The following is a 23250-nucleotide window of genomic DNA, read 5'->3' as shown; positions in this document are numbered from 1 at the left end:
AATTAGGATAGGTTTTAGCGCACCCAGCCGAGCGCCCTTGCCGTGGCAATCGCTTCATGGCGGCGGGTGCAGCCGAGTTTGCGATAGACGTTTTTCAGGTGAAATTTCACCGTTGGCTCGGCAATGCCGCAGTTTCTGGCGATCAGTTTGTTGGAGGCACCTTCCGCCAGCATCATCAGAATTTTCAACTCCTGCTGTGTCAGTTGGGTTCTGGCAGCAGCAAGGCTGCTCTGCCGCCCCTTGTCCAAACGGCGCAGAATAGCGCGAGCCGGGGTCGCCGCCATCACAAACTCCGCCATACGCTTGTCTTGCAACAGATGATCGAGGAACAGCCATTCCTCGGCCAAAGCCGTCAGGCCACCGTGGCTTGCGCACAGCTCAAACACCTGCCGCAACAAATTTCGCGCTTTCGAGTTCTGCTGTGTATGGCGGCACACAAAGGCCAGCCAGATGGTGGCGGCAATTTCCTGCCGCACAAGCAGATGCGGGTTGCTTAGGATCATCTCCAATTTGCGGTCAAGGTGCAGAAAGGATGGCCGCTCATAGGCAATCTGCCGCAACCAGGTCATCGCCAGTGTGATCTCATTGCGCGCGCTCAAACGTGCCAGGGCGTCTTCGGCACTTTCGATCCAGACCCGGTTAAATCCCGCGCTGAGCGGTGTCAAAAGCCGTACGGCATCGCCCCAACCATTGCCGTTTTGCAAAATCTGCGCCTTGCGCACTTCCAAGGAGAGGCGAAACTGCCGATTAAGGGGCTGGTAAACGCTCCAGCGCTCCAGAAACCGTAAGCCCGCGCGCGTAGACATGTGCACGCTGAGTGCATGACTGCCGTAATAGATGGCGATATCGGCCAGACTCGGCCACAACTCACCCTCCATCAGCCCGGAAAGGTCGTGATCCAGAAAGGCAAGCAGGGCTTCCGGCGCGCCATTTTCATAGGCCATGCAGGCGTTGACCAGATCCATCAAGCGCCGATCTCCGGGACTGTCAAAACCGCTGTTTTGCAGCATGTCGGCGGCCAGCCGCAGAAATTGCACCATACGGTTGAAATCAGAGGTCAGCAAACTGAGAACCGACTGATGCAGAGCAATATAGAAGCATAAAATTGGATAGTCTGCCTGCCTATAGGCTGCCATCGCCTTTTCAGCCATGCCATCAGCTTCCTCATACCGCCTGAGCCGCAGGAAAAACTCCAGCATGGCGTTGTAGAATGATCCGCGTTGCTCCGGCGCATTCAATGGCAAATCGCGGCCAATGTCGAACAGCGCGTTCAGCAATCTATCGGTCGGGGCAACGTCCTCATAAATCAACACGGTAATTCGAAACAGCCTGACACGCAGGGAAAGCGCACTCTCAGAGGAGAGCACCTTCAGCACGTCACGCATGTCTGGACCGAAATGCCGGGCCAGAAACTGCAATGCCCAGCCAATATCTCCGGCCTTGATCACCACGAAGGCGCGGCTGATGATCAACTCCTCGGAGTGTTCGTCACAAGCCGCTTCGAGCATGGAAAGCAACTCCTGGAAAGCTGCATGCCCCAGGCGGTAATACAGAAACCAACCACCAACCTTGCAAAACAAGGAAACGGCTTGGCCCCCCTGCCCTCGCGCCAGAAGCTGCAAAATCACGGCCTTCAGATGAACAGGCTTGCGCGTCAGCGCCTGTGCCAACGTGCTCGAGAACAGCCCTTGCTGCGCGGGATCGGCAAAACAAGACAGCAACCGTTTCTCAACCGCACCCGGCAAGGCTGCCAGAACCCGCCGATACGCTTGCGTGGATGGATGCGCCAATGGCGGCAGGCGCTCCATAAGCCACGATGGCCACTCATGCTCGCCCAAAACCAGCGCGCACACTTGCGCCTCCGTGAGATCTGCGAGGCAACAGTCCGCGAGAAAATGGGTGAGCCGGGTATCGTCAGGATCACCCACAGGTGCCGCAGCAGCATTCGAGAGCAGAACCGGCCAGCCTGCACAGCGATCCCAATCCTCAACGGATAAGGCATTGATGGGAAAAACAAGGTCGCTGCCGCTCAAGTCCAACACTTGCCCGTATAGGCGCAACCGATCGAGGCCCGGAAGGGTTTCATGATTGCGCGTGGCAATCACATATCGTCGCCCCGGTTCAAGTCGAGTGAGGTCAGGTGGCGTTTCATGATCATCACAGAGGATCCATTTTGTTGCCGATGGAGGGATTGCCTCGATCAACGCTTTTAACAGCCATGTCTTTCCAAAACCGGCCGATGCCCTCACCACCGTAACAGGACGGACATCGAGCAAAATCCGCTCAACCAAATGTTTGTTTTCGTTTGTCTGAGCATAAAAACCGGGTTCCATTTCTCTCTGACAAACTCTAGCCGTCTTTCGCCCCACGCTCTTAACTTCGGGCTCTACATCGCGCGCTGTCATCAGTCACTCAACCCCTGACCTAAATGGTTCTGCGCGTAACCCCTCGCTAACACCGACAAGACAGAAACCCAAACCGCTCGATCGAACTTAAAACTGAATAAAACGTCGGGCAAGGCCGGTCAGATCGGCTTTGCCACAAACTTCTCACATGTTTCGCTACCCGCCATCATCGCAGCGGAGATCCCGCTCCAATCCGGAGGCAAACACTCCAGCGCTTGCAAACGTTGCAAGGGATGGCACCCAAACGTCGTATACGGACACATGTTGCGGCGCGCCGTAAATTTCGCCACGCGTTGCGCATTGCACAACCTGTCCATTCTGCATCAGCACAATCCGGTAAGATAGGGCCATTTTTGTTGCGCACGCTGGATTTAAAACAAACGCTATCAAAGACATCATGGATGCCGTTGGACAATCGACTTCTCAATCCATGATATAGAACTGGCGCTGGAAGCAGAACATGTCATTGAACAGGCAATATTCTGCAGGACCGACCTCAAAGACGGGAATGGTCTCAAGCAGCGTTTGCAATTCCTCGGCAAGCAGCGTGGACAGTGCGGTGAATTCCGCATCGGTGGGCTGCCCGACGAAATAGGCCATGGTGATGTGAAAGTTGTAAACGTCGTGGTCTTCGAGCCGCATGCCGAAGCTTGCAGATATTTGATCCCGCAAGGCTCTGATGGCTTGGTTTTCGCTTTCATCGGCTGGCTCCACGCCCAGTACAATGCCATCTTTCAACGGCCAGAAGTGCTTTACCTTCATGCGAAACCGCGCCGGACCCTCAAATCTCGCGGAGCGCAATCTCTCTTCGACGCAGCGGTTGGCTTCTTTCATCGGAGCATCCAGCGTCAGGCCATTTGGCCAGCGCGAAACACGGCGGTCCTGATCGCAAATGCCAACATACAGCGTCATGTGCCAGCTTGAGGGTGGAAGCAATGTATAGGAATGGGCCGCAGACGCTTGGCGCAAGCGATCATAAAGCCGATCCAATCCGGCAATCAATGCCGTTTGGGATGCGACATGGCAGACAATGGTGTTGCCGGGAAAATGGCGAACCGCCCCGTCAGCGTGGAATTTTCGGCCGATATCAAGGGGTTTGACTGTCGAAATAAGCATGGCTGTGTTGTTATCCTGTCACGAGGTTAGAAATCGGCTGAAGGTCTTCAGCAAGAGCGGCTGTGCCCACCATCACCCACATGCCTTGGGCAACAGCCTCCCCGCCAAAGCTGCTTTCCAGCCCGGCTTCGCGGCAGATCAGCACGCCGGCGGCGAGATCCCAGAGGCTAAGAAAGCGCTCCACATAGCCATCCGTGCGACCAAGGGCGGCGAAGCCTAAGGAGATGGAAGCACAGCGATATTGGGCGACGCCCCAGCGCTTCAGCCGAAGGTGGTGCTCCACCTGACCAATGGCATCAGGTGCCCAACGGTTGTTTTCGCCCACGGCCACCACGCGGGCTGCGTCAAAAACATCATCCCGCTTGCCGGGTTTACCGTTGATAAACAGGCCGCTGCCGGTTTCAGCCGAGAGGGTAAGACCGAGCACCGGATAGTGAATGACGCCAATGTCCGGCTGGCCAAAGCGCATGTGGGCGAGCGAAATACCCCAGAGTGGGCTGCCGCGCAAAAAGTTGGCGGTGCCATCAATGGGATCGACAATCCAGTAATCGTCCGAGATCTTTCCGCCACCTTCTTCGCCATAGAGGTGGGCACCATCAAAGGCCGCCGCAATGGCAGCGCCCATAGACTGTTCAATGTCTCGGTCGGCTTGCGAGACAAAATCCAGCGAGCCTTTTGTGGACATGGCAAGTGTGGCGCGCCGTGCAAAAAAGTCGAGCGCCAGCGCACCCGCATTCAACACGAGTTGCACCGCAGAGGCGTGGTTGGGAGACATCACGCCACTCACAGGGCAAGATCTGCATAGTCGGAGAGAATGGTTTGCGCACCCCCGGCCAGCAGCCGTTTTGCATCCTCAAGGCTGTTGATGGTGGCAACGGCAAATTCTACGCCGCTGTCATTCAGGCGGGCCAGTGCATCATCATCCAGCATATCAGACGTGCAATGCAGAATCTGGCAATTGACCTCTGCCAGCAATGCGCGTGGATCTTTGGGTGGAACGACAACTGCAAAAGCACGCGGCACATCGGGCATAAGCTGCGCTGCCCGTGAAAGCGAACGCTCCGAAAAGCTGGTCATGAACATGCGTCCACGCCCATGGGGCCAATAGCGCAACAGCGTGGCGCAGGCGATTTCAGCTGTCTCTGTATCATCGCCGGGGGTAGGTTTCAGCTCAACCTGAAGTCCGAGATCCAGCGCAAGGACAGTCTCAATCAGTTCTTCAAAGGTTGGCACCTTCTCACCGGCAAAGGCAGGATCAAACCAGCTTCCGGCATCCAAAGCGCGAATGTCCTGCAATGTCATGCCAGCGACGAGGCCTGTGCCATTGGTGGTCCGGTCGACGTGGTGGTCGTGGATGATAACGGGATAACCGTCGCGGGTCAGTTTCACATCAATTTCAACCCAGCGCGCACCGCGCTTTTTGGCTTCAAACATGGCGGCCAGCGTGTTTTCGGGCGCGTAGGCGCTGGCACCACGGTGCGCAATCAGGTGATCTGCAACATAGGGAGATTGGCAAGACATCAGAGGAAGAACTTTCGTTTGGAGAGAAGAAGGTGGGTGGGAGATCAGACTTTGCCCATACCACTGGCAAGCACGTCGTCGCGCATGATGCGTCCGGCCAGAATGAATACGACCAACACCGGCACCAGCAGAATGAGCGAAACAATGGCTGCCAACGGAAATTGCAACGAATAGGGATCGAGATAGGTGTAGAGCTTGATGGGCAGGGTCTGAATAACGGGCGCTCCGGCAATGAAGGTCTTGTCGAATTCTTCAAAGGAGCCGACAAAAGACAGCAATCCGCCTGCCATCAACCCCGGAATGCACAGCGGCAGGATGATATGGGTCACAATGCCTGCCGGCCCTGCCCCCAAGGAGCGCGCGGCATGGATCAACTCATCCGGCAAGGTCTCGAATGACGCGCTCATCAGCCGGATCATCAAGGGCAATGTGCCAATGGTTTGCACCAGCACCACGCCGGGAATGGTATAGGCGATGCCCATGATCAACAGCACCTGTCCAACGCTGACACCCACGACAATGCCGGGAATGATTGTCGGCGCGAGAATGAAGATTTCCAGCGCGCGTTTGCCCGGTATTTTGCATTTGGCCATTGCCCAGGCTGTCGGAAGCGCGATGAGCGCCGTCAGAATGGTGACGCAAACGGCAATCACCAGACTGTTGATCAGGGCAGGCATCAGGCCGGCACCGCCGAGAATTTGTCGCCAATTGTCCAGCGAATAGTCTTGCGGCAACAGACGAGGATAGGCCCAGCCATGGGATAGGCTCCACACCCCCATCAGCAGGATGGGAAGGGCGATGACCACAAACAGCCCGGCAAACAGGCCGCCTGCCACAAACAGCCTTTCCTGCGGGTTGATCTGGTGCGATTGCGAATGATGGTCACTCATGGTGTCGTCCTGCGCGCGCATGGGCGTTGGATGTCAGCGCGTAATAGAGAATGAGAACGGCGATTGCGAAGCCAGACAGCACCATGCCTATGGCATAGACCTGCCCTACATCACCTTGAGCAAAGGCGCGCACCATCAACACGGACAGCGCCGACGGGCTGGGTGCACCGATCAGATCCGGAATGGCGAAAGAGCCCATGGAACCAATGAAGGTCAGAAGGATTGCAGCCGTAATGCCGGGCAAAGCCAGAGGCAGCTCAACATAGAAAAATGTCGCAACAGGATTGGCCCCCAGAGACCGCGCCGCATGGCGCATATCTGCCGGGATGGAGGTAAACGCTCCGGTAATCACCAGCGTCATGAACGGCAATTGCTTCCATGTGGTGGCCATGATCACGCCGACACCCCAGGGATCACGCACCAGTTTTGGCAAGTGTAATCCCAAAGGCAGAAGCAGGCGCTCCACAAATCCGCCCTGCTCAAACAGTGTCAGCACCATCAACGAGGCAATGATGGAGGGAACCGCCATCGGGATTTTATAAAGCCCGTTGAACAGCTTACGGCCCATAAAATGGTGCCGCAGCAACAAGGCCAGACCAATGGCCAGAACCAGCGTGACCAAAACCGGCGCAACGCCATAATAGATCGAAGTGGTGAGACCACGCCACATCACATGGCTTGTGAAGAATTTGCCGTAATATTTCAACGTGAAGGCCGACAACCCGCCCGCCAAGCCAAAGCTTCCCCACAGGGCTGTGAGAAGTGGAAAGCCAAACAGCACGATCAGAAAGCCAACACCCGGCAACAACAACAGCACGGTTTGCAAGGCGGGACGCTCATGAAGGGATATCATGCCGCTTTCCCCTCCAGCCCATCGGTTTTCAAAATCCGCAAGGGGCCAAGTGCGGTAAGGTTCACGCGCGTGCCTGTTTCCAGCACGGCTTCCGCGCCGCTACGTGTTACTTGGAGGTCCATGCCCGCGATACGAATGATGTAATGGGCATGTGCGCCCATGAAGGAGGCCGCGATAATCTCCCCTGCTCCATCGGGTGCATCGTGCAGCATAATGTTTTCAGGCCGCAGCGAAATGCTCACCAGGCCATGGGCGAGCATATCCAGATGCCCCACCCCACCCCAAGGCAAGCCACAGGTTGAACCGTATGCGTTGACAGATAGAAGATTGGTTTGGCCCAGAAAACTCGCGGTAAACGCATGGGCGGGGTTGCGGTAAAGTTCCACAGGTGTGCCAATTTCAACCACGCGCCCGGCATTCATCACCACGATGCGATCCGACATGGCCATGGCTTCAGTCTGATCATGGGTGACATACAGGCTGGTGGAGCCGGTTTTTTGGTGCAGGGCCAGCAAATCATGGCGCAGACTGTCGCGTAGTTTTGCATCAAGATTGGAAAGCGGCTCGTCAAACAACAGCAAGCTGGGCTGCATGACAATGGCACGGGCCAGCGCCACGCGCTGCTGCTGCCCGCCGGAAAGCTGCCGTGGCATACGATCCACGTAAGGCCTCAGATTGCAGATCTCCAACGCATGTTCAATGCGGCGGGTCTGCTCATCCTTGGCGACTTTTCGCATTTTCAGGCCAAAGGCGAGGTTTTTCCGCACTGACATATGCGGAAACAGCGCATAGGACTGAAACACCATGGCAATGTCGCGTTTTTCGGGCGCAAGTCCATCAATGCGCTGGCCAGCCAGATGGATTTCGCCGCCGCTTGCGGACATGATGCCCATCAAAAGACGCAGGAGCGTGGATTTTCCGCAGCCAGAGGGGCCAAGGACTGTGACAAATTCACCCTTCTTCACTTGAAGGGATGTTGGGTGCAATGCCACGGTGGCACCAAATGATTTGGTCAGTGCGCGCAGATCAAGCTCGGCCATTGTTCTATCCAGTTGTCTTGTCGAGGGAATAAGTGGCCGATATCTCGCTCGGCCACGGCCCGTTTTTTGATCAAAGTCGGGATAGAACTTTCTCATCCAGCGCCTTTGCCAGCGAATTGCCCATGACCCAATTGGCTGGGAGTGACAGAGATGGATAGACAGAGGCAGGCAGCAGATAGCTGCGGGTTTCAGCGGACACTTTCGTGGCATCAAAATCGCTGCGCGGGGAGCGAGAGGCTTTGGTTTCCATCTTATAGGCTTGGAAATCCATGCTGAAAGCTTCATTGATCAGCAGCATGGCGGCGGCTGGATGGACGGCATTGGACGGGATGAAGAACGCATCGCCACTACCAACCTGTCCATTTTTCAGCAATGTCAGCTTGAAACTGGCGGGCAATTGTTTGGTGCGCACAAATGTCATCACCTGATCTTCCCAAACCGTGCCGATGGCTGCCTGCTTGTTGTTGATCAGGTTCAGGGTGTCGGCATTGCCATTGGTCAGTTCCGTGACCTTGAGAAGCTTGGTGAAATAATCCCACACTGGTTGCAAGCAGGGCTCGGACATTGCCCAGTCATCATCTTCGCTTTGGCTCTTGCTGTAATCCAGAAGACGGTCACGGCACGCGCCCGCGGTGTAATTCAAGGCGACAGATTGCAGAAAACCACCGCCAGAGCCGCCCTTGGTCGGGAGTGTCATGGCAAATTTCTTGGGATTTTTCTCAGCCCACGCCAGCAGCTCATCAAAATCTTTCGGAACGTCCTTCTCCGAGATCAAAGCGCTGTCATAGCCAATGGCTGTCTGATTGCGATGAACAATCGGATAGCTACCATGCACATTCACGCCAAACACAATGTCCTTGAACTGGCTGGGTACTGTTGCAAGGTTTGGCAGAATGGCACCCAGATTGATATTGGCAACCGCGCCAGCGGCAGACAGCACCGGATAAGAGCCGCCGCCATCGAAATAGGCATCAACAGGGGCATTTTGTCCGGCTTTTTGAATGGCGATCAATTGCTGATCGGCCTGATCGCCCTTCACATCCGAATACTCAACCTTGATGCCGTATTTCTTCTCGAAGGGCTTGATCAGACCTTCGTTCCACAGCTCACCAAAACTGCCAGCGAAGTTGTACATCACAACCTTGCCCTCGGCTTTGGCAAGCGGAACGACCACATCATAGAAATTGTCACGCGTCACCTTGGACAGCGCCTCTGTCTCGTTTTTCAAGGCGCTTTGCGCATGAACAGATGTGGCAAAGGCAAGCACAGTCGAGGCCAAAAGACCCAAAATTTTGAGGCGCTGCATGGATGTCTCCCGATGAGATGTATTTTCTGGTCTTTTTATTACTCATAATGTGTAATATTTTTATGACAAGATGCAACGGGAAAATCGGTGATAATCTCGCCCATTTTGCTGAAATACGACAAATGTTCTGGAATATGTCGGCAAGGCCCCTATAAGTAGAATCGATAAATCACGCATCACTCGGGGTTTCTGCGCATTCATGGTAATAATGGAATTCTCTTGGTGAACAGCAGTCCCTCTTCGAAACATCCCCTTTTGAGCTTCAGCGAGCGCTGGGTGTTGGACGTTATCCGTCGTCATGGGCCGGTCGTTCGGGCCGATGTGACAACCCATGTTGATCTGGCCCAGCAATCTGTTCATCGGCTTGTGGAAGGACTGGTTCAGCGCGGATTTGTGCGCACGGGTGAGACGGTGCGGCGTGGACGGGGCCAACCTAGTGCCTCGCTGGAGCTGCAACGCGAAGCGGCCTATTCGGTAGGCATCTCCGTCAACACGGATACCATCACCATCTGCCTTGTCGATTTGGCCTGCCATACGGTTGAGCAATTGGTTCTTGGCCAGCCCTCGCTGCATCGCAAAACCGCGCTGCTGGAAATACGCGATGCATTGCAAAGAATGGTAAAGCGCAACGCCGTGCCCATGGACAAGATTGTCGGGATCGGATTTGCGCTATCAGGCTTTTTCGTCTCTGGCGGCGGGATCAATGCGCCTGAGCCGATGCGGGATTGGTCATTGGTTAATCTCGAGCCGGAGCTGGAGGCGTTTTTTGAAAAGCCGATCTGGATTGAGAACAACGCAACCACCGGCGCGATTGGTGAGAAAATGCGCGGTGCCGGACTGTGGGCGAAAACATTCGTGTATATTTCGTTCAACTATGGCTTTGGCACCGGCATTGTCATTGATGGCAAAGCCTATTTTGGTGCCCATGGAAATGCAGGCGAAGTGCGGATTTATACGCCGGGCGAGGAGTCGGAAAAGCGCCCTGCGCTGCGCTATCTGATTGAAGAATTGCGCAAACGCGGCATTGCCATTGATACTGTCAATGATCTTCGCGACCGATTTGACCCGAATTGGCCGGGGGTTGAAGAATGGATAGAACGCACCATTCCCCAGCTTGATCGGGCCGTCAACACGCTCACCGGCCTTTTGGATCCAGAGGCCATTGTTTACGGCGGCCAGATTCCGCCGGAATTGGGCCGAATGTTGATAGAGCGCACCACATTGTGGAACAACCACCGCTACAACACTCCACCCCCGCAGCCGAAGCTTATTCTGTCTGAGGCGAATGTCGATCCGTCAGCGGCTGGGGCTGCCATGCTGCCGCTTGATGCGTTGTTTTTCAAGCTGGAGAGGAGCTAGCGTTTGTCAGGGAAAAGTGAAATCCGGTTTTCCCGAAGAGACAGACTCTAGGCGAAAAGATGGGCTATTCGGCTGGCACCTACCTGTGCGGCTGATGCAATGTTTTCGTGAAGATGGTTGAAATCTCGGTGTAAATGGCATGCACAATGATCGTGTGCTTTACCGGGCTTGATGGGCATAAAATTTTGTGCGGATGTGGGTTGTCGCGCAAAATCCTTTCTCTGAAAAGGTTTATGAAGCTAATTAGTCTATTTACCTTGTAGACTTTTGTGTCCATGATTTACGCAATTTCATTGCAAACGTAACGATCATGAACGGATAGGCCCATGGATTTGATCGACCGGAAGATTGTCGCCGAACTCCAGCAAGACGCCACCTTGTCTGTCGCGCAGATCGCCGAGCGGGTGAACCTCTCGCCAACACCCTGCTGGAAGCGCATACAGAAGCTTGAGCAGGAGGGGATCATCCTTCAGCGCGTCGCTTTGGTTGCGCCTGAGCGGATCGGGCTGGGATTGACGGTTTTCGTGGCCATTGAAGCCGCGGATCACAGTCCCGCATGGCGCGACTCGTTTGCCGCCGCTATTTCATCCATGCCGGAAGTCATGGAGGTTTACCGCATGGCGGGTGAGGTTGATTATATGTTGAGGATCGCCGTGTCTGGCATGGCGGCTTTTGATACGTTGTATCGTCGCCTGACAGAAACAGTCAGCCTCAAAAACGTGACGTCCCATTTTTCCATGGAACGCATCAAGTTCACCACGGCCTATCCTGTCGATACGACGACCCGTTAGATGAAAGCCCCCAACGCTGGGGCCACCCTCCCCGTTGATGTCGAATGACATGGACGCGCGATAAGGCGATTGCAAATTTCCTGAAGCCGGAAACCACTTTAGGTCAACATTATCCAAACAAGACAACGCGTTAAAACGAAAATCTGTGTGCCATGCAGGGCGCACAGATTTTGGGATATGCCAGCCCGAGCCCACGGTTTGGGCAAAAAGATTTGCCTCTTTCGGCCCTGGCTTTCAGAACAGATCGTCTCTTTTGGCACTGGAATATGGAATAGACTGCAGGGCGCATTTGAATTTAGTCTATGGATATTGTGGATTAAAGGAGATCACGTCCATGACTTTTCCCGATGTCGTCGGCCTTGCTGGCAGCTTCAGCGTTCCTTCCAAAACCCGCGCTCTGGTTGAGGATATTGTAGCGCGCGCCGTTGAACATTTCGATGTTACGTCCAAGGTGATTGATCTTTCCCAGTTTGGACCCGATCTCGGCAATGCCCGCTCGATCGATGGGCTTACGGGCGTATCTCGTGACATCGTTGACAATATTCTCAATGCGAGAACGCTCATCATTGCCGCTCCCGTTTACAAGGGCAGCTATCCCGGTCTCTTCAAACATCTATTTGACCTTATTGATCCTGCAGCACTTGCTGGCAAGCCGATTCTTCTGGTAGCCACGGGCGGTGGCGAAAAGCACGCGCTGGTCATTGAGCACCAGCTCCGCCCCTTGTTTGGCTTCTTTGAAGCGTTGACGCTGCCAATCGGTATTTACGCCTCCGAGGTCGATTTCGTGAATGGCCAGCCGGTATCACCCCGCCTGATAGACAGGATCAATCGCGCCGTTGAGCAGCTCGAGCCGCATCTTGCCCAGCGCCATCGTGCATTTGACAATGTTGTCAATCTGGCAAGGCCCGTGAGCGTCGCCGGCAACAGTGCCATCGGCCAGCGCATCTGACGACGCATCATTTTCTGAACTGAGGAGCATTTCAATGACACGCAAGATCCGACTCGGCGCTTTCCTTCCCGGTGGTGGCCAGCACATCGCCTCGTGGCGCCACCCTGATCAGCCTGCGGATGGGGCAACCAATTTCGAGTTCCACAAGCAACTCGCGCTCACCGCCGAGCGCGGCCTGTTCGACGCCTATTTTCTGGCCGATGGTCTTGCAACGTCATTCGGTGGCACCTCCGAGGGTGGCAGCGCAAGGATTGCCGGATTTGAGCCGGTCACGCTGTTTGCGGCGCTGGCACCGCTGACGCGCCATCTGGGCTTTATTGCTACGGCTTCAACCACCTATGAGGAGCCCTACAACACCGCCCGGAAATTCGCCTCGCTCGATCTGATTTCGGGCGGACGCGCTGGCTGGAATGTCGTCACCACTGCCACCGAGGCGGCTGCGCGCAACTTTAACCTTGATCGCCAGCATCCTCATGCGTTTCGCTATGCCCGAGCGCAGGAACATATCGAGGTGGTAAAGGCGCTCTGGGACAGTTTCGAGGACGATGTCTTCATCCGCGACAAGGAAAGCGGTGAGTTTTTTGATAGAACGAAGCTCCACAGGACAAACCATCACGGTGCGCATTTCAAGGTCGAAGGCCCGCTCAATGTGCCGCGCTCACCGCAGGGGCATCCCATTGTTGTGCAGGCTGGACAATCCGATGATGGGCGCAACCTTGCGGCCGCGACGGCCGAGGTGGTTTTCACCGCCCATCAGCATCTGCACACCGCGCAGGAGTTTTATCGCGACATTAAAGCCCGCGCTGTTGGCCATGGCAGAGACCCGAACCATATTCTCATCATGCCCGGCGTTTCGCCATTTGTTGGCCGAACCGAGGAGGAAGCGCGCGAGAAATATGAGCGCCTCACCAGTCTGATTTTGGAAAAAGACGGGGTTTCTCTTCTCAACGGCCTGACGGGCGGCACGCTGGACCTGACGGGTTACGATCTGGACGGACCGCTGCCGCCCGCCCCGCCGACTGAGGGGATGAAGAGCAGGCAAGCGTTGATCCGGCAGATTGCCGACGAGAATAATTTTACCATTCGTCAGCTCTATCAATGGGTCGCGTCAGCGCGCGGGCATTTCACCATCATCGGCTCCGCGGTGCAGGTGGCCGACACATTGCAGGAGTGGTTCGAAAACGAGGGTGCGGATGGTTTCAACATTCTACCACCCTGGCTGCCAACCGGCCTTGATGACTTCATTGATCTGGTGGTGCCTGAGCTTCAGCGGCGCGGCCTGTTTCGCACCGCTTATGAAGGCCGAACGCTGCGGGAAAATCTGGGCTTGCCCTTTCCACAGAACCGCTGGGCCGCGCGTGCCGCACATCTTGCCGCCGCTGAATAATCAATCACGTGAGGAAAGGAGATGTCATGACGCTGTTCAATCTCGACGACCGCGTAAGCTTTACCGCAAGACGCAACGTTCAACAGCCGGTGGATCACGCCCGCCGGGCGGAAGGGATAGCCAGGCACCTGCTGTCACGTTACGGCTTGCTCGCCGCCTTTCTGGTGCTTTGGCAACTGGCCAGCAAGCAGGGGTGGGTCAACCCTGCCGTCTTCCCGCCGCTTGATACCATTCTGATTGCGCTGTGGAATGGTCTTGCCAACGGACTGCTGCTTGGCGATGTTGCAGTGAGCCTGCAACGTGCGGGTCTTGCCTTTGGCAGCGCCGTGCTTGTGGGTATTCCTCTCGGTCTTTTTATGGGCCAGATCAAAGCCGTCGAGAGAAGTCTTGATCCCATTCTTCAGCTTTTTCGCCAAACGTCAGCGCTAGCACTTTATCCGGTTTTTATCTTGCTATTTGGTCTCGGCGAGACATCCAAAGTGTTCGTTATCTTCTGGGCGACACTCTTTCCCATCCTGCTGGCAACCATTGGCGCTGTGAAGCAAACGGACGTGAAGCTGATCGAGATGGCGCGCGTCTATGGCGCAAGCCGTTTGGATATTTTCCGGCGCATTGTTTTGCCGGGCGCTGTTCCTGCCATTTTCGTGGGGCTTCGCCTGAGTGCCACAACATCTCTGTTGCTGCTCATCGCCGCAGAAATGATTGGTGCCAATAGCGGAATTGGCTTTCGCGTCATGAGCGCTCAATACAATTTTCAAGTTCCCTTGATGTTTGCATCAATCCTGCTGCTCGCCATTCTTGGGCTTTTGGCAAATGCCGTGCTCGAGCGGCTTCAGCGGCGGCTGTGCCGGTGGAATGAAGCGGCCCATTGACCTTGCCCATTCAGCTGGCACCTCACCCTATTTTCCAGAAAGACGAACCATGACCATCACACGCAGAACACTCAATCACCTCGCTCTCTTCGCGGCAGGTCTCTATCTTCTTCCTCCCGTTGAGGCGGTGTTTGCCCAATCGCCTGAACCGGTGACGCTGCGCTTTCTGGCCAGTGCCGGAGGTCTTTCGGCCCACGAACTTGCGCAGGAACTGGGCTTCTTTGAAGGAACAGGCATCACCATTAAAAATATCGGCTATGCGTCGGGCGGGCCTGAATCTCTGTTCGCACTGGCTTCAGGCAGCGTCGATATCGGCAGCGCTGCGACCTCCGCCGTGCTCAATTCCATCGCCGGCGGCAATGATTTTGTCGCGGCCTATCCAAGCAACGGCATTAACGACCAAGTCCAAAGCATCTTTTATGCCCTCGACGGCAGCCCAATCCGGTCCATCAAGGACATTGCGGGGAAAACCATTGCGGTGAACACGCTTGGCGCCCATCTGGATTACACCATTCGCGAGGCACTCCATTCAGTGGGCTTGCCCGAAAATGCGGCAAAGCTTGTTGTTGTGCCGGGCCCGCAACTCGAACAGGTGCTGCGCTCTGGCCAGGTCGATGTCTCCGCATTTGGCTATTGGCAGACAACATTTGAGGGGGCCGCCCGTGCCAAGGGTGGTTTGCGCAAGGTTTTTGATGACACCGATGTGCTAGGCGATATCGCCGGTGGCTTCGTGGTGTTGCGCCGCGATTGGGTCAACAAACATCCGGACACCGCCCGACTTTTCGTTGAAAAATCAGCTCAGGCGCTGGATTATGCCCGTGAGCATCCAGAGGAAACCAAAAAAGTGCTTGCGCGCGCCCTACAGCAGCGCGGTGAAAACCCGGATACGGCCCAGTACTTCGCGGGCTACGGTGTGCGTCCCGGCGGCCGTGCCGTTGAGCATGACTTGCAATTCTGGATTGATGTGTTTGAGCGCGAAGGCAAACTTGCCAAAGGCCAGCTCAAGGCCGCCAACATCCTCTTGCTGCCAGCCGAAGACGCTGCCGCCAACAACGGAGGTTGAACATGAACGCGATGACCAGTTTTGAGCGCGGAACAGTCACAATCCGTGATCTCTCCAAATCCTTTTCAATCAATGGCCGCGATTTGAATGTGCTCAAGGCCTTCGATCTCGACATTCACGCCGGTGAGAGCCTTGCCATTGTCGGTGCCAGTGGCTCCGGTAAAACCACCCTGTTGCGGGTGCTGGCGGGGCTCGAATATGCCGATGGCGGAGAAGTCTTGATAGACGGACGGCCCATTCAAGGCATCGGCAATGAACGGGCGGTCATCTTTCAGGAGCCTCGGCTGCTGCCATGGCGAACAGTGCTCGACAATGTGTCTTTTCCACTTGAGATGCGCAGGCTGGATGCCGCCACCGCTCAAAAACGGGCGCTCCACTATCTCACCCTGGTTGGCTTGCGGGATTTTGCCGAAGCGCTGCCCGCGCAGCTTTCGGGCGGCATGGCGCAGCGTGTCGGAATTGCGCGCGCATTGGCGGTGCAGCCTGAAATCCTGCTGCTTGATGAACCCTTGGGCGCGCTTGATGCCATGACCAAAATCACCATGCAGGAGGAATTGACCCGGATCTGGACTGAGGAAAAGGTGACCATGATCACCGTGACGCACGACCTTGAGGAGGCCGTTTATCTGGCCGATCGGGTGCTCATTCTGCCCAAGGAAAAAGGTGGTGCGATCCGATTGGTCCCGGTTGATCTGCCAAGGCCCCGAGATCGCAGCGATCCGCGCTTTGTTCATCTGCGGGAAGGTCTTTTGCGAGAATTTGGATTGCATTGAGCGTGATGACAGAGGGGGCATCCCTCTCTGTCATCGCTCTGGTTCAATCTGACCCTGAAATACTTTAGCGGCCCAGACCGTTTTCTGTGATGAATTTCATGGATGCCGGAATGTCGTTCTTGTCGCGCAGTTCGAGAACAAGGCGCGGCTTTTGTTCAAGCTTTGAGATGGCGCGGAAAACCGATGGCCACAAAATATTGCCCTCGCCGATCGACCAATGGCGGTCTGCGTAGCCATCAGCATCCTGCAAGTGAACATGCTCGAGAGCGGCACCTGCGTCCTGAATGAAGTAATCCACTGGTGGTGCACCGGTTGAGCCATGGGCATAATGGGCATGGCCGGTATCAACAGAGAGCTTGACCGATGAAGAGTTGAAGCTATCCACCAGGCCACGGCGATCGGCTGGATCAACATCCATGATGTTTTCAACCACCAGCACAACGCCCTGGTTTTCGGCGCGGCGCACCACGGCGTCCAATGTGTCGTGGGTCAGCTCAAGGATTCTGTCGCGTGTACCAGCAACATTGTCCATATTGTTTTCGCCCCATGTGGTGTAGGGCGAATGGATGACCATGTGCGTGGCGTTAACGGCGGCGCAGACATCCAGACCCTGCATCATGCGCTTTTCTACGATGCGGCGAATTTCAAAATCGATCGAGTCAATGGTGAAGCCCCAAAACGGGCCGTGAATGCCGATGCGGCCCTGATGGCCATCCAAAAGACGCTTTGCCTCTTCGGCAACAGGTTTCCAGTCGCCTTCAAGAACCTCAGCCTCGTGGAAGCTTTGAAGCTCAATATCGCGCTGGCTGTCAAACAGCCAATCTCTGTATTGGGCGATGGCGGACACAGGCAAGCAAGCACCGATAACAGGAAGTTCTGCGGTCATTGTTTCATCTCTCTGAGTAGACGTGGGGGATAGATGCGGGGTGTGAGCCGCGAAGCTAGATTTGCTTGATGACAAACGCATGAACAAAAACCCCTAAAATCATAGGGTCATAATTGTTTCAACGAAGGTTCACGCAGCTGTCATCGCAGCTTTATGCATTGGTCACACATCAGAGTCAGGTTCCGCGCAGTGATGCTGCACCTGTGGCATTTGCAGCAAATCCGCCATCTCTTTCACATAATGGACCGAGGGTTTCATGATGACCAATTCCTGTGGGAGGCCCGGTTTCGGGCTCCATGTCAGACGCCAAGTCAGACGCTGGGTGCTTTCAGCTTTAACAGCTGTTACCCTTGCTGTATCCGGCCCTGCTATGGCAGCCGATCAAGACAATAGGCCGACAATCACCATCGCCGTGCAGGATCTTGTGACATCCGGTGCGCTGGATGTCATGAAGGAGCGCTCCAATGTTGGCTCTCGCATTTTCTACTCGATCTTTGAAAGCCTGATTGATTATGATCGGCAAGATCCAAAGCTTCCCCGCAAGCCGTTTCTGGCCACGTCCTGGAAGCAGATTGACGATAAAACCATTGAGCTGAAGCTTCGTCAGGGGGTGAAGTTTCACAATGGCGAAACAATGACGGCAGATGACGTCGTTTTCACCTTTTCTCCCGAGCGTTTTGGTCTGCTGCCGGAGCAAATCGAAGCAGCCAAGAATGGCAAAGACACCTTTATCAACAAGCAGACTGGCGTTGAGGGCAAAGTGCCGCCGCCGGAAGTTGCCAAGGCCTATATTCAATCCTGGCCTCTGCTGGATCATGTGGAAAAGGTTGATGATTCAACTGTGCGGTTCGTGGCCAAGCAACCCGATCCAACCTTCCTCTATCGCATTGCCAGCTATGGTTCTGAAATCTATTCGCAAAAAGCCTATCGCGATGCCAAAAGCTGGACGGCCCTTGCGCAAATGCCAGTGGGCACCGGTCCCTATAAGGTTACAAAGTTTCAGGACCACAATATTCTGGAACTGGAAGCCTTTGATGACTATTGGGGCACCCGTCCGCCCATCAAAAAGCTGCGCTTTGTTGTGGTGCCGGAAGTTGCAAGTCGTGTGAACGGCCTTTTGTCTGGGCAGTATGATTTTATCACTGATGTGCCACCCGATCAGATTGCTTTGATTGAAAAAGAAAAGGGCTATGAAGTCACCGGCGGCCCAATCGCCAATCACCGCCTGATGGTGTTTGATAAAAACAATGGTGTGATGAAAAATCCGCTGATCCGTCAGGCCATCACCCATGCTATTGATCGCCAGATGATTGTTGATCAGCTCTGGGGTGGCCGCACCGTTGTACCTGCTGGTTTGCAATGGGATTACTATGGCGACATGTTCGTCAAGGGCTGGACACCACCTGCCTATGATCTCGATCTGGCCAAAAAGCTGCTGAAGGAAGCAGGCTATAAAGGCGAGCCGATCGTCATGCGGGTTCTCAACAATTACTATACCAATCAGGTGGCCACGGCGCAGATCAATGCCGAAAGCTTTCGCCAGATCGGCCTGAACATCGATTTCCAGATGAAGGAAAACTGGGCGCAGATCATGGACCCGACCAACAATCGCGCCATTCGCGATTGGTCCAACTCGGCCTCTTATCCTGATCCGGTCGCGTCGATTGTCAGCCAGCATTGCCAAAATGGCGGCCAGCAGCAGTCCGGCGAGTGGACAAATGCCGAGTTCAACAAGCTCTGCACCGTGCTGGAAACCTCGATGAACCATGATGATCGCAAGGCAGCCTTCAAACGCATGCTTGAAATCGCCGAAAGAGAAGATCCGGCCTATACCGTGCTCTATCAGAATGCGATTTTTTACGGCAAGCGCAAGGACATTGCATGGAAGTGGTCGCCCCTCCAGTCGATGGATTTCCGGGCTGAAAACTTCAGCATCAAACCTGCAAACTGATCCGACATCACACCGACCGGGGCGCTGGACACCAGCGCCCCGGCGCTTTTTTACCTTTACCGGAGATGTGCGATGGCTTCCCTATTGCCGCAGAAACAGACATCCTTGGCGGTGAGCGCCCCGCTGATGTGTGTCAAAGGCTTGAGTGTCGATTTCGATATTGGCAAACGCTATGTGCGCGCTTTGCACAGTGTTGATTTAACCATTCAGCGGGGTGAAACGCTCGGGGTCGTTGGCGAATCCGGCTGTGGAAAGTCCATCACCTGGCTGGCCGTTCTGGGACTTTTGGGGCGTCGCGCAAAAATATCAGGTTCTGCCATCTTTGACGGGCAAGAGCTGATCGGCATGGCCGCATCCCCCCTGAATGCCATTCGCGGCGGGCGCATAGCACTTATTTTTCAAGACCCTGCCAGCGCGCTCAACCCGGTTCACCGCATCGGGCGGCAGATTTGCGAGGCTTTGGCGCTTCATCGCGGTCTGTCTGGCACTAGCGCGCGCGAGGAGGCAAGACGATTGCTGGATCGGGTTGGCATGTCCAATGCCGCGCAACGTTTGAACGAATATCCCCATGAACTCTCCGGCGGTATGAACCAGCGTGTGATGATTGCGATGGCGCTGGCAGGTGAGCCAGACCTGTTGATTGCCGATGAGCCCACCACCGCCCTTGATGCCACCATTCAAGCGCAGATTCTGGATCTGCTGCGCGATCTTCAGGCTGATACGGGCATGGCGCTGGCGCTGATTTCTCATGATCTGGGCGTGATTGCCGATATGGCCGATCGTGTGGCGGTGATGTATGCGGGTCGCGTGGTCGAGGAGGCACCGGCATCAAGCTTGTTTGAAAATCCGGCCCACCCTTATACACAGGGCCTGCTGGCCGCGCTGCCGGAGTTGGAAGGTCCGCGCCGCCGCTTGATGGCGATTCCGGGCGCTGTGCCCTCCCCGCAAGCGCTGCCAGCGGGGTGCTCATTCTCGGATCGATGCGGTTATGTGGAGGATATGTGCCACGACGGCGCGCCAGAGCTTTTGGCACTGCAAGGCTCAAGCGCGCATTTTGCCGCCTGTCGGCAATGCGAAGCGCGAGCAGATCACGCAGCGAGTATCGTTCTTCGTCACCATGTCGAGATGAAAGTGCCAAGCACGATGTCGTCGGAAGGAGCCAAGGCATGAGCGATCAGCCTCTTCTTGTTGCCGATAACATCACCCTGCATTACGCCCTTCGCCTGCCCGGCGGGCTTTGGGGCCAGTCCGCTACGCTGAAGGCGGTCAATGGTGTCAGCTTTCACCTCAACCGGGGCGAGGTTCTGGCGCTGGTGGGTGAATCTGGCTGTGGCAAATCCACCACCGCCCGGCTTGCGCTTGGTCAGCTTGCGCCAAATTCGGGCGAAGTGCGGTTTGAGGGTGTGCCCGTGCCGGTGGATCGTGGGCCTGAGTGGCGGCGTCTGCGGGCACGCATGCAAATGATCTACCAAGATCCGCTGGGCGCGCTTGATCGGCGTTTGCCGATCCTTAACCAGATTGCCGAACCCTTCGATATTCATCGCAAGGATATGCCCAAAGCCGAGCGGCTGGAGCGTGCGGCAGCACTGATGCGCTCTGTCGGCTTGCGTGCCGATCAGGCCACAAACTTCCCGCACGAACTCTCCGGCGGACAGCGCCAGCGTGTGGTGATTGCCCGTGCGCTGGCCCTCGACCCCAGCCTGCTGGTCTGCGATGAGCCTGTGTCGGCACTGGATGTGTCCATTCAGGCACAGGTGCTCAACCTGCTGGATGATCTGCGGCAAAAAACAGGCTTTGCTGCTCTGTTTATCAGCCATGATCTGAAAGTGGTGCGCCAAATGGCCGACCGGGTGGCGGTGATGTATCTCGGCAAGATTGTGGAAGAAGGCCTTCCTGAAGAGGTGTTTCACAATCCCCTGCACCCTTACACCCAGGCTCTGGTGTCGGCAGCACCCAGTCCGCGTGGCACAACGCGCCGTGAGCGTATTGTTTTATCGGGCGATCCGCCAAACCCGGTGAATATTCCCACAGGCTGCGCCTTTCACCCGCGCTGTCCAGTGGCTGTTGCCAATTGCCGCAAGGAGGTGCCGCAGCTTGTGCGAGACGCTGGCCGCGCTGCGGCCTGCCATCTGGTTCACACCGCAGGCGGCAGCGCACTTCGCCCTGCCCCCAACCTTGCGCGCAAGCAAACCACCCTGGAGAGCGTCTGATGTTGCTTTATCTTGCCTCAAGACTTGGCCGTGCGCTGATCACAGTTGTGCTGATCATCACCTTCGCTTTCATCATTTTACGCCTCACAGGCGATCCTGCCGTGATCATCCTCGGGCCGGATGCGCCGCCTGAAGCCTATGCCGTGTTTCGCCATAGCTGGGGCCTCGATCAGCCTTTGCCCCTGCAATATCTCAGCTATTTTCATGCGATTTTGCAAGGCGATCTCGGCCGATCCATGCGTGATGGCAGACCGGCGCTTGAGCTGGTGATGCAGGCTGTGCCGCTCACTCTGGCCTTGACGGTTCCGGCTTTGCTTTTCAACCTGATCATCGGTCTGCTTGCTGGCATTATTGCCGCCCTGAACCACAACAGCTGGATTGATCGCGCCATCATGACGCTTTCCGTTGCCGGGTTCACAGTGCCGAGCTTTGTCATGGGGCTGGTGCTGGCATTGATTTTTGCGGTCAAATGGCGCCTTTTGCCATCCGGCGGCTCGGACAGCTGGCAAAGTGCGATTTTGCCGATTGTGACGCTCGGCTTGATTGGTGCAGCCGTGATTGCCCGTTTTACCCGTTCCGCCATGCTGGAAGTGCTCGGCCAGCCCTATATCCGCACCGCGTCGGCAAAGGGTGTGCCGTGGCACAAAGTGGTCATCAACCACGCTCTCCCCAATGCCGCCATTCCCACGCTGACCATTATCGGTTTCATGCTCGGCTCTCTGGTGGCCGGTGCCGTGGTGGTCGAGAGCATATTTTCTTGGCCCGGTATTGGCCGTCTTCTGGTTGGCTCTGTTGCCAGTCGTGACCTCGCCGTCGTGCAGGTCATTCTCATCCTGATTGGCTTTGCCATGGTCTTCGCCAATCTGATGGTGGATCTGATGTATGGCCTTCTCGACCCCCGCCTTCGTGTCAGCCAACGAGTCCGTGTTAAATCCTGAAGGAGAGTCTGATGGCCATTGTACAAAATCACAAACAGGCACCGCTGCCTTCTGCATCTGTTTTTACGGCGAAATCAAAAGTCAAAGCCTTTTTCAAGGCATGGCCACCCACCATTCTGCTGGCCTTTGCCTGGATTGCCTTGATGCTTTTTTTGATCGCGTTTGGCAATCTTGTTGCCCCCCAGAGCTATATGGCGATGGATTTGCGCGCACGTTTGAGTGAGCCATTCTTTATGGCAGGCAGCTTTGCGCATGCCTTGGGAACCGACGAGCTTGGCCGGGATGTGCTCTCGCGGTTGATTGCCTCCATTCGCATCAGTCTCACCATTGCGTTTTTGGCAACTCTGGTCTCGGCAACGGTCGGGGTGACGCTTGGATTTCTGGCGGCCTACCTGCGCGGTCGCGCCGAGCAGATGATCTTGATGGTGATCGATGCGCAAGCCGCCATGCCCTTTATGATCATTGCGCTGGCAGTTCTGGCCTTTCTGGGCAATTCTCTGCCGCTGTTTACCATTCTGCTGGGCTTTTATGGCTGGGAGCGCATTGCCCGCATTGCCCGTGGCCTGGCTATCTCGGCGCAAGACCAAGGCTATGCGGCAGCCGTGCGCGATCTGGGGGCATCACCGGCACGGGTCTATGGCCGCCACATATTGCCCAACATCGCCTCGACTCTGCTGGTGTCCATGACGCTGAATTTTCCGGAAGTGATCTTGCTGGAATCCGGCCTTTCCTTTTTGGGACTGGGCGTGCAGCCACCGCAGACCAGTCTGGGTGCCATGGTGGGCTATGGGCGTGATTATATCCAGTCTGCTCCATGGATCATGTTGGCACCGGCGGCGATTATTGTTGTGTCCACGCTCAGTATTTCGCTCATTGGCGATTGGTTGCGCGATAAATTTGACCCAACATTGAACTGAAGCCTGTCGCTTTCCTTGTTTTC

At 55.8% G+C, this 23250-nt stretch carries 21 protein-coding genes; 12 read left to right on the top strand and 9 right to left on the bottom strand.

What is annotated here, in order from left to right:
- Positions 1-14: 14 nt before the first annotated feature.
- The 8 genes from BJF95_RS01560 to BJF95_RS01520 form a co-directional block, all read right to left on the bottom strand.
- A complete protein-coding gene (locus tag BJF95_RS01560; RefSeq protein ID WP_175577179.1) occupies positions 15-2105 on the bottom strand; it encodes a helix-turn-helix transcriptional regulator in 2091 nt (696 codons plus the stop codon).
- A gap of 723 nt (positions 2106-2828) precedes the next feature.
- Positions 2829-3521, bottom strand: coding sequence for a DUF1868 domain-containing protein (locus BJF95_RS01550; RefSeq protein WP_075637685.1), 693 nt, complete (start codon positions 3519-3521; stop codon positions 2829-2831).
- A gap of 10 nt (positions 3522-3531) precedes the next feature.
- Entirely contained in the window at positions 3532-4296 is a 765-nt protein-coding gene (locus tag BJF95_RS01545) for an inositol monophosphatase family protein (RefSeq protein ID WP_075637754.1), read from the bottom strand.
- 8 nt (positions 4297-4304) lie between these two features.
- Positions 4305-5042 carry a glycerophosphodiester phosphodiesterase family protein gene (locus BJF95_RS01540; protein ID WP_075637684.1) on the bottom strand — a complete coding sequence of 246 codons (738 nt, stop codon included), beginning with the start codon at positions 5040-5042 and terminating at the stop codon, positions 4305-4307.
- Positions 5043-5086: 44 nt separating this feature from the next.
- Entirely contained in the window at positions 5087-5932 is an 846-nt protein-coding gene (locus BJF95_RS01535) for an ABC transporter permease (RefSeq protein ID WP_075637683.1), read from the bottom strand.
- Positions 5925-6785, bottom strand: coding sequence for an ABC transporter permease (locus BJF95_RS01530; RefSeq protein WP_075637682.1), 861 nt, complete (start codon positions 6783-6785; stop codon positions 5925-5927). The genes BJF95_RS01535 and BJF95_RS01530 overlap by 8 nt, the downstream gene beginning before the upstream one ends.
- Positions 6782-7825, bottom strand: a complete 1044-nt coding sequence (locus BJF95_RS01525; RefSeq protein ID WP_075637681.1) for an ABC transporter ATP-binding protein — start codon at positions 7823-7825, stop codon at positions 6782-6784. The genes BJF95_RS01530 and BJF95_RS01525 overlap by 4 nt, the downstream gene beginning before the upstream one ends.
- 70 nt (positions 7826-7895) lie before the next feature.
- Complete coding sequence (locus BJF95_RS01520) at positions 7896-9131, bottom strand: extracellular solute-binding protein (protein WP_075637680.1); 1236 nt, start codon at positions 9129-9131, stop codon at positions 7896-7898.
- Between the two features lie 222 nt (positions 9132-9353).
- Between BJF95_RS01520 and BJF95_RS01515 the strand changes: the two genes are divergently transcribed.
- The 7 genes from BJF95_RS01515 (at position 9354) to BJF95_RS01485 (ending at position 16325) form a co-directional block, all read left to right on the top strand.
- Positions 9354-10490, top strand: coding sequence for an ROK family transcriptional regulator (locus BJF95_RS01515; RefSeq protein WP_245297208.1), 1137 nt, complete (start codon positions 9354-9356; stop codon positions 10488-10490).
- A 326-nt stretch (positions 10491-10816) separates the two neighbouring features.
- Positions 10817-11281 carry an Lrp/AsnC family transcriptional regulator gene (locus BJF95_RS01510; RefSeq protein WP_075637678.1) on the top strand — a complete coding sequence of 155 codons (465 nt, stop codon included), beginning with the start codon at positions 10817-10819 and terminating at the stop codon, positions 11279-11281.
- Between the two features lie 334 nt (positions 11282-11615).
- Complete coding sequence (gene msuE / locus BJF95_RS01505; protein ID WP_075637677.1) at positions 11616-12230, top strand: FMN reductase; 615 nt, start codon at positions 11616-11618, stop codon at positions 12228-12230.
- Positions 12231-12264: 34 nt separating this feature from the next.
- Positions 12265-13617 carry an LLM class flavin-dependent oxidoreductase gene (locus BJF95_RS01500; RefSeq protein WP_075637676.1) on the top strand — a complete coding sequence of 451 codons (1353 nt, stop codon included), beginning with the start codon at positions 12265-12267 and terminating at the stop codon, positions 13615-13617.
- Positions 13618-13643: 26 nt separating this feature from the next.
- A complete protein-coding gene (locus BJF95_RS01495) occupies positions 13644-14489 on the top strand; it encodes an ABC transporter permease (protein WP_075637675.1) in 846 nt (281 codons plus the stop codon).
- A 49-nt stretch (positions 14490-14538) separates the two neighbouring features.
- The gene (locus BJF95_RS01490) at positions 14539-15552 is read left to right on the top strand and encodes an ABC transporter substrate-binding protein (protein WP_083638653.1); all 1014 of its coding nucleotides are present in this window, start codon (positions 14539-14541) and stop codon (positions 15550-15552) included.
- A 2-nt stretch (positions 15553-15554) separates the two neighbouring features.
- Positions 15555-16325 (top strand): ABC transporter ATP-binding protein, encoded by a 771-nt coding sequence (locus BJF95_RS01485; protein WP_075637674.1) that lies wholly within the window; start codon positions 15555-15557, stop codon positions 16323-16325.
- 64 nt (positions 16326-16389) lie between these two features.
- Here BJF95_RS01485 and BJF95_RS01480 read toward each other — a convergent pair whose 3' ends face one another.
- A complete protein-coding gene (locus BJF95_RS01480; RefSeq protein WP_075637673.1) occupies positions 16390-17211 on the bottom strand; it encodes a sugar phosphate isomerase/epimerase family protein in 822 nt (273 codons plus the stop codon).
- A 370-nt stretch (positions 17212-17581) separates the two neighbouring features.
- Here BJF95_RS01480 and BJF95_RS01475 point away from each other — a divergent pair, with 370 nt between their 5' ends.
- The 5 genes from BJF95_RS01475 (at position 17582) to BJF95_RS01455 (ending at position 23227) form a co-directional block, all read left to right on the top strand.
- Complete coding sequence (locus BJF95_RS01475) at positions 17582-19162, top strand: ABC transporter substrate-binding protein (RefSeq protein WP_245297207.1); 1581 nt, start codon at positions 17582-17584, stop codon at positions 19160-19162.
- 72 nt (positions 19163-19234) lie between these two features.
- The gene (locus BJF95_RS01470; RefSeq protein ID WP_083638643.1) at positions 19235-20332 is read left to right on the top strand and encodes an ABC transporter ATP-binding protein; all 1098 of its coding nucleotides are present in this window, start codon (positions 19235-19237) and stop codon (positions 20330-20332) included.
- On the top strand, positions 20329-21372 hold the full coding sequence (locus BJF95_RS01465) for an ABC transporter ATP-binding protein (RefSeq protein ID WP_075637672.1): 1044 nt from the start codon (positions 20329-20331) through the stop codon (positions 21370-21372). Before BJF95_RS01470 ends, BJF95_RS01465 begins: the two co-directional genes overlap by 4 nt.
- Entirely contained in the window at positions 21372-22310 is a 939-nt protein-coding gene (locus BJF95_RS01460; RefSeq protein ID WP_075637671.1) for an ABC transporter permease, read from the top strand. The genes BJF95_RS01465 and BJF95_RS01460 overlap by 1 nt, the downstream gene beginning before the upstream one ends.
- Positions 22311-22321: 11 nt before the next feature.
- Complete coding sequence (locus BJF95_RS01455) at positions 22322-23227, top strand: ABC transporter permease (RefSeq protein ID WP_083638642.1); 906 nt, start codon at positions 22322-22324, stop codon at positions 23225-23227.
- The last annotated feature ends 23 nt before the right edge of the window (positions 23228-23250 follow it).

Origin of the sequence: Rhizobium oryziradicis, assembly GCF_001939045.1 — a bacterium.
GTDB classification, from domain to species: domain Bacteria; phylum Pseudomonadota; class Alphaproteobacteria; order Rhizobiales; family Rhizobiaceae; genus Allorhizobium; species Allorhizobium oryziradicis.
Note: the sequence above shows the minus strand (reverse complement) of the source record. Positions and strands in the feature narration are given on the sequence as shown.

What these genes read in the sequence shown, in the direction of transcription:
- BJF95_RS01545 (WP_075637754.1), bottom strand. Translation starts at nt 4,296, where the DNA reads ATGTCTCCCAACCACGCCTCTGCGGTGCAACTCGTGTTGAATGCGGGT.
- BJF95_RS01525 (WP_075637681.1), bottom strand. Translation starts at nt 7,825, where the DNA reads ATGGCCGAGCTTGATCTGCGCGCACTGACCAAATCATTTGGTGCCACC.
- BJF95_RS01530 (WP_075637682.1), bottom strand. Translation starts at nt 6,785, where the DNA reads ATGATATCCCTTCATGAGCGTCCCGCCTTGCAAACCGTGCTGTTGTTG.
- BJF95_RS01475 (WP_245297207.1), top strand. Translation starts at nt 17,582, where the DNA reads ATGGCAGCCGATCAAGACAATAGGCCGACAATCACCATCGCCGTGCAG.
- BJF95_RS01535 (WP_075637683.1), bottom strand. Translation starts at nt 5,932, where the DNA reads ATGAGTGACCATCATTCGCAATCGCACCAGATCAACCCGCAGGAAAGG.
- BJF95_RS01455 (WP_083638642.1), top strand. Translation starts at nt 22,322, where the DNA reads ATGGCCATTGTACAAAATCACAAACAGGCACCGCTGCCTTCTGCATCT.
- msuE (WP_075637677.1), top strand. Translation starts at nt 11,616, where the DNA reads ATGACTTTTCCCGATGTCGTCGGCCTTGCTGGCAGCTTCAGCGTTCCT.
- BJF95_RS01465 (WP_075637672.1), top strand. Translation starts at nt 20,329, where the DNA reads ATGAGCGATCAGCCTCTTCTTGTTGCCGATAACATCACCCTGCATTAC.
- BJF95_RS01485 (WP_075637674.1), top strand. Translation starts at nt 15,555, where the DNA reads ATGAACGCGATGACCAGTTTTGAGCGCGGAACAGTCACAATCCGTGAT.
- BJF95_RS01460 (WP_075637671.1), top strand. Translation starts at nt 21,372, where the DNA reads ATGTTGCTTTATCTTGCCTCAAGACTTGGCCGTGCGCTGATCACAGTT.
- BJF95_RS01500 (WP_075637676.1), top strand. Translation starts at nt 12,265, where the DNA reads ATGACACGCAAGATCCGACTCGGCGCTTTCCTTCCCGGTGGTGGCCAG.
- BJF95_RS01480 (WP_075637673.1), bottom strand. Translation starts at nt 17,211, where the DNA reads ATGACCGCAGAACTTCCTGTTATCGGTGCTTGCTTGCCTGTGTCCGCC.
- BJF95_RS01510 (WP_075637678.1), top strand. Translation starts at nt 10,817, where the DNA reads ATGGATTTGATCGACCGGAAGATTGTCGCCGAACTCCAGCAAGACGCC.
- BJF95_RS01550 (WP_075637685.1), bottom strand. Translation starts at nt 3,521, where the DNA reads ATGCTTATTTCGACAGTCAAACCCCTTGATATCGGCCGAAAATTCCAC.
- BJF95_RS01470 (WP_083638643.1), top strand. Translation starts at nt 19,235, where the DNA reads ATGGCTTCCCTATTGCCGCAGAAACAGACATCCTTGGCGGTGAGCGCC.
- BJF95_RS01495 (WP_075637675.1), top strand. Translation starts at nt 13,644, where the DNA reads ATGACGCTGTTCAATCTCGACGACCGCGTAAGCTTTACCGCAAGACGC.
- BJF95_RS01540 (WP_075637684.1), bottom strand. Translation starts at nt 5,042, where the DNA reads ATGTCTTGCCAATCTCCCTATGTTGCAGATCACCTGATTGCGCACCGT.
- BJF95_RS01490 (WP_083638653.1), top strand. Translation starts at nt 14,539, where the DNA reads ATGACCATCACACGCAGAACACTCAATCACCTCGCTCTCTTCGCGGCA.
- BJF95_RS01520 (WP_075637680.1), bottom strand. Translation starts at nt 9,131, where the DNA reads ATGCAGCGCCTCAAAATTTTGGGTCTTTTGGCCTCGACTGTGCTTGCC.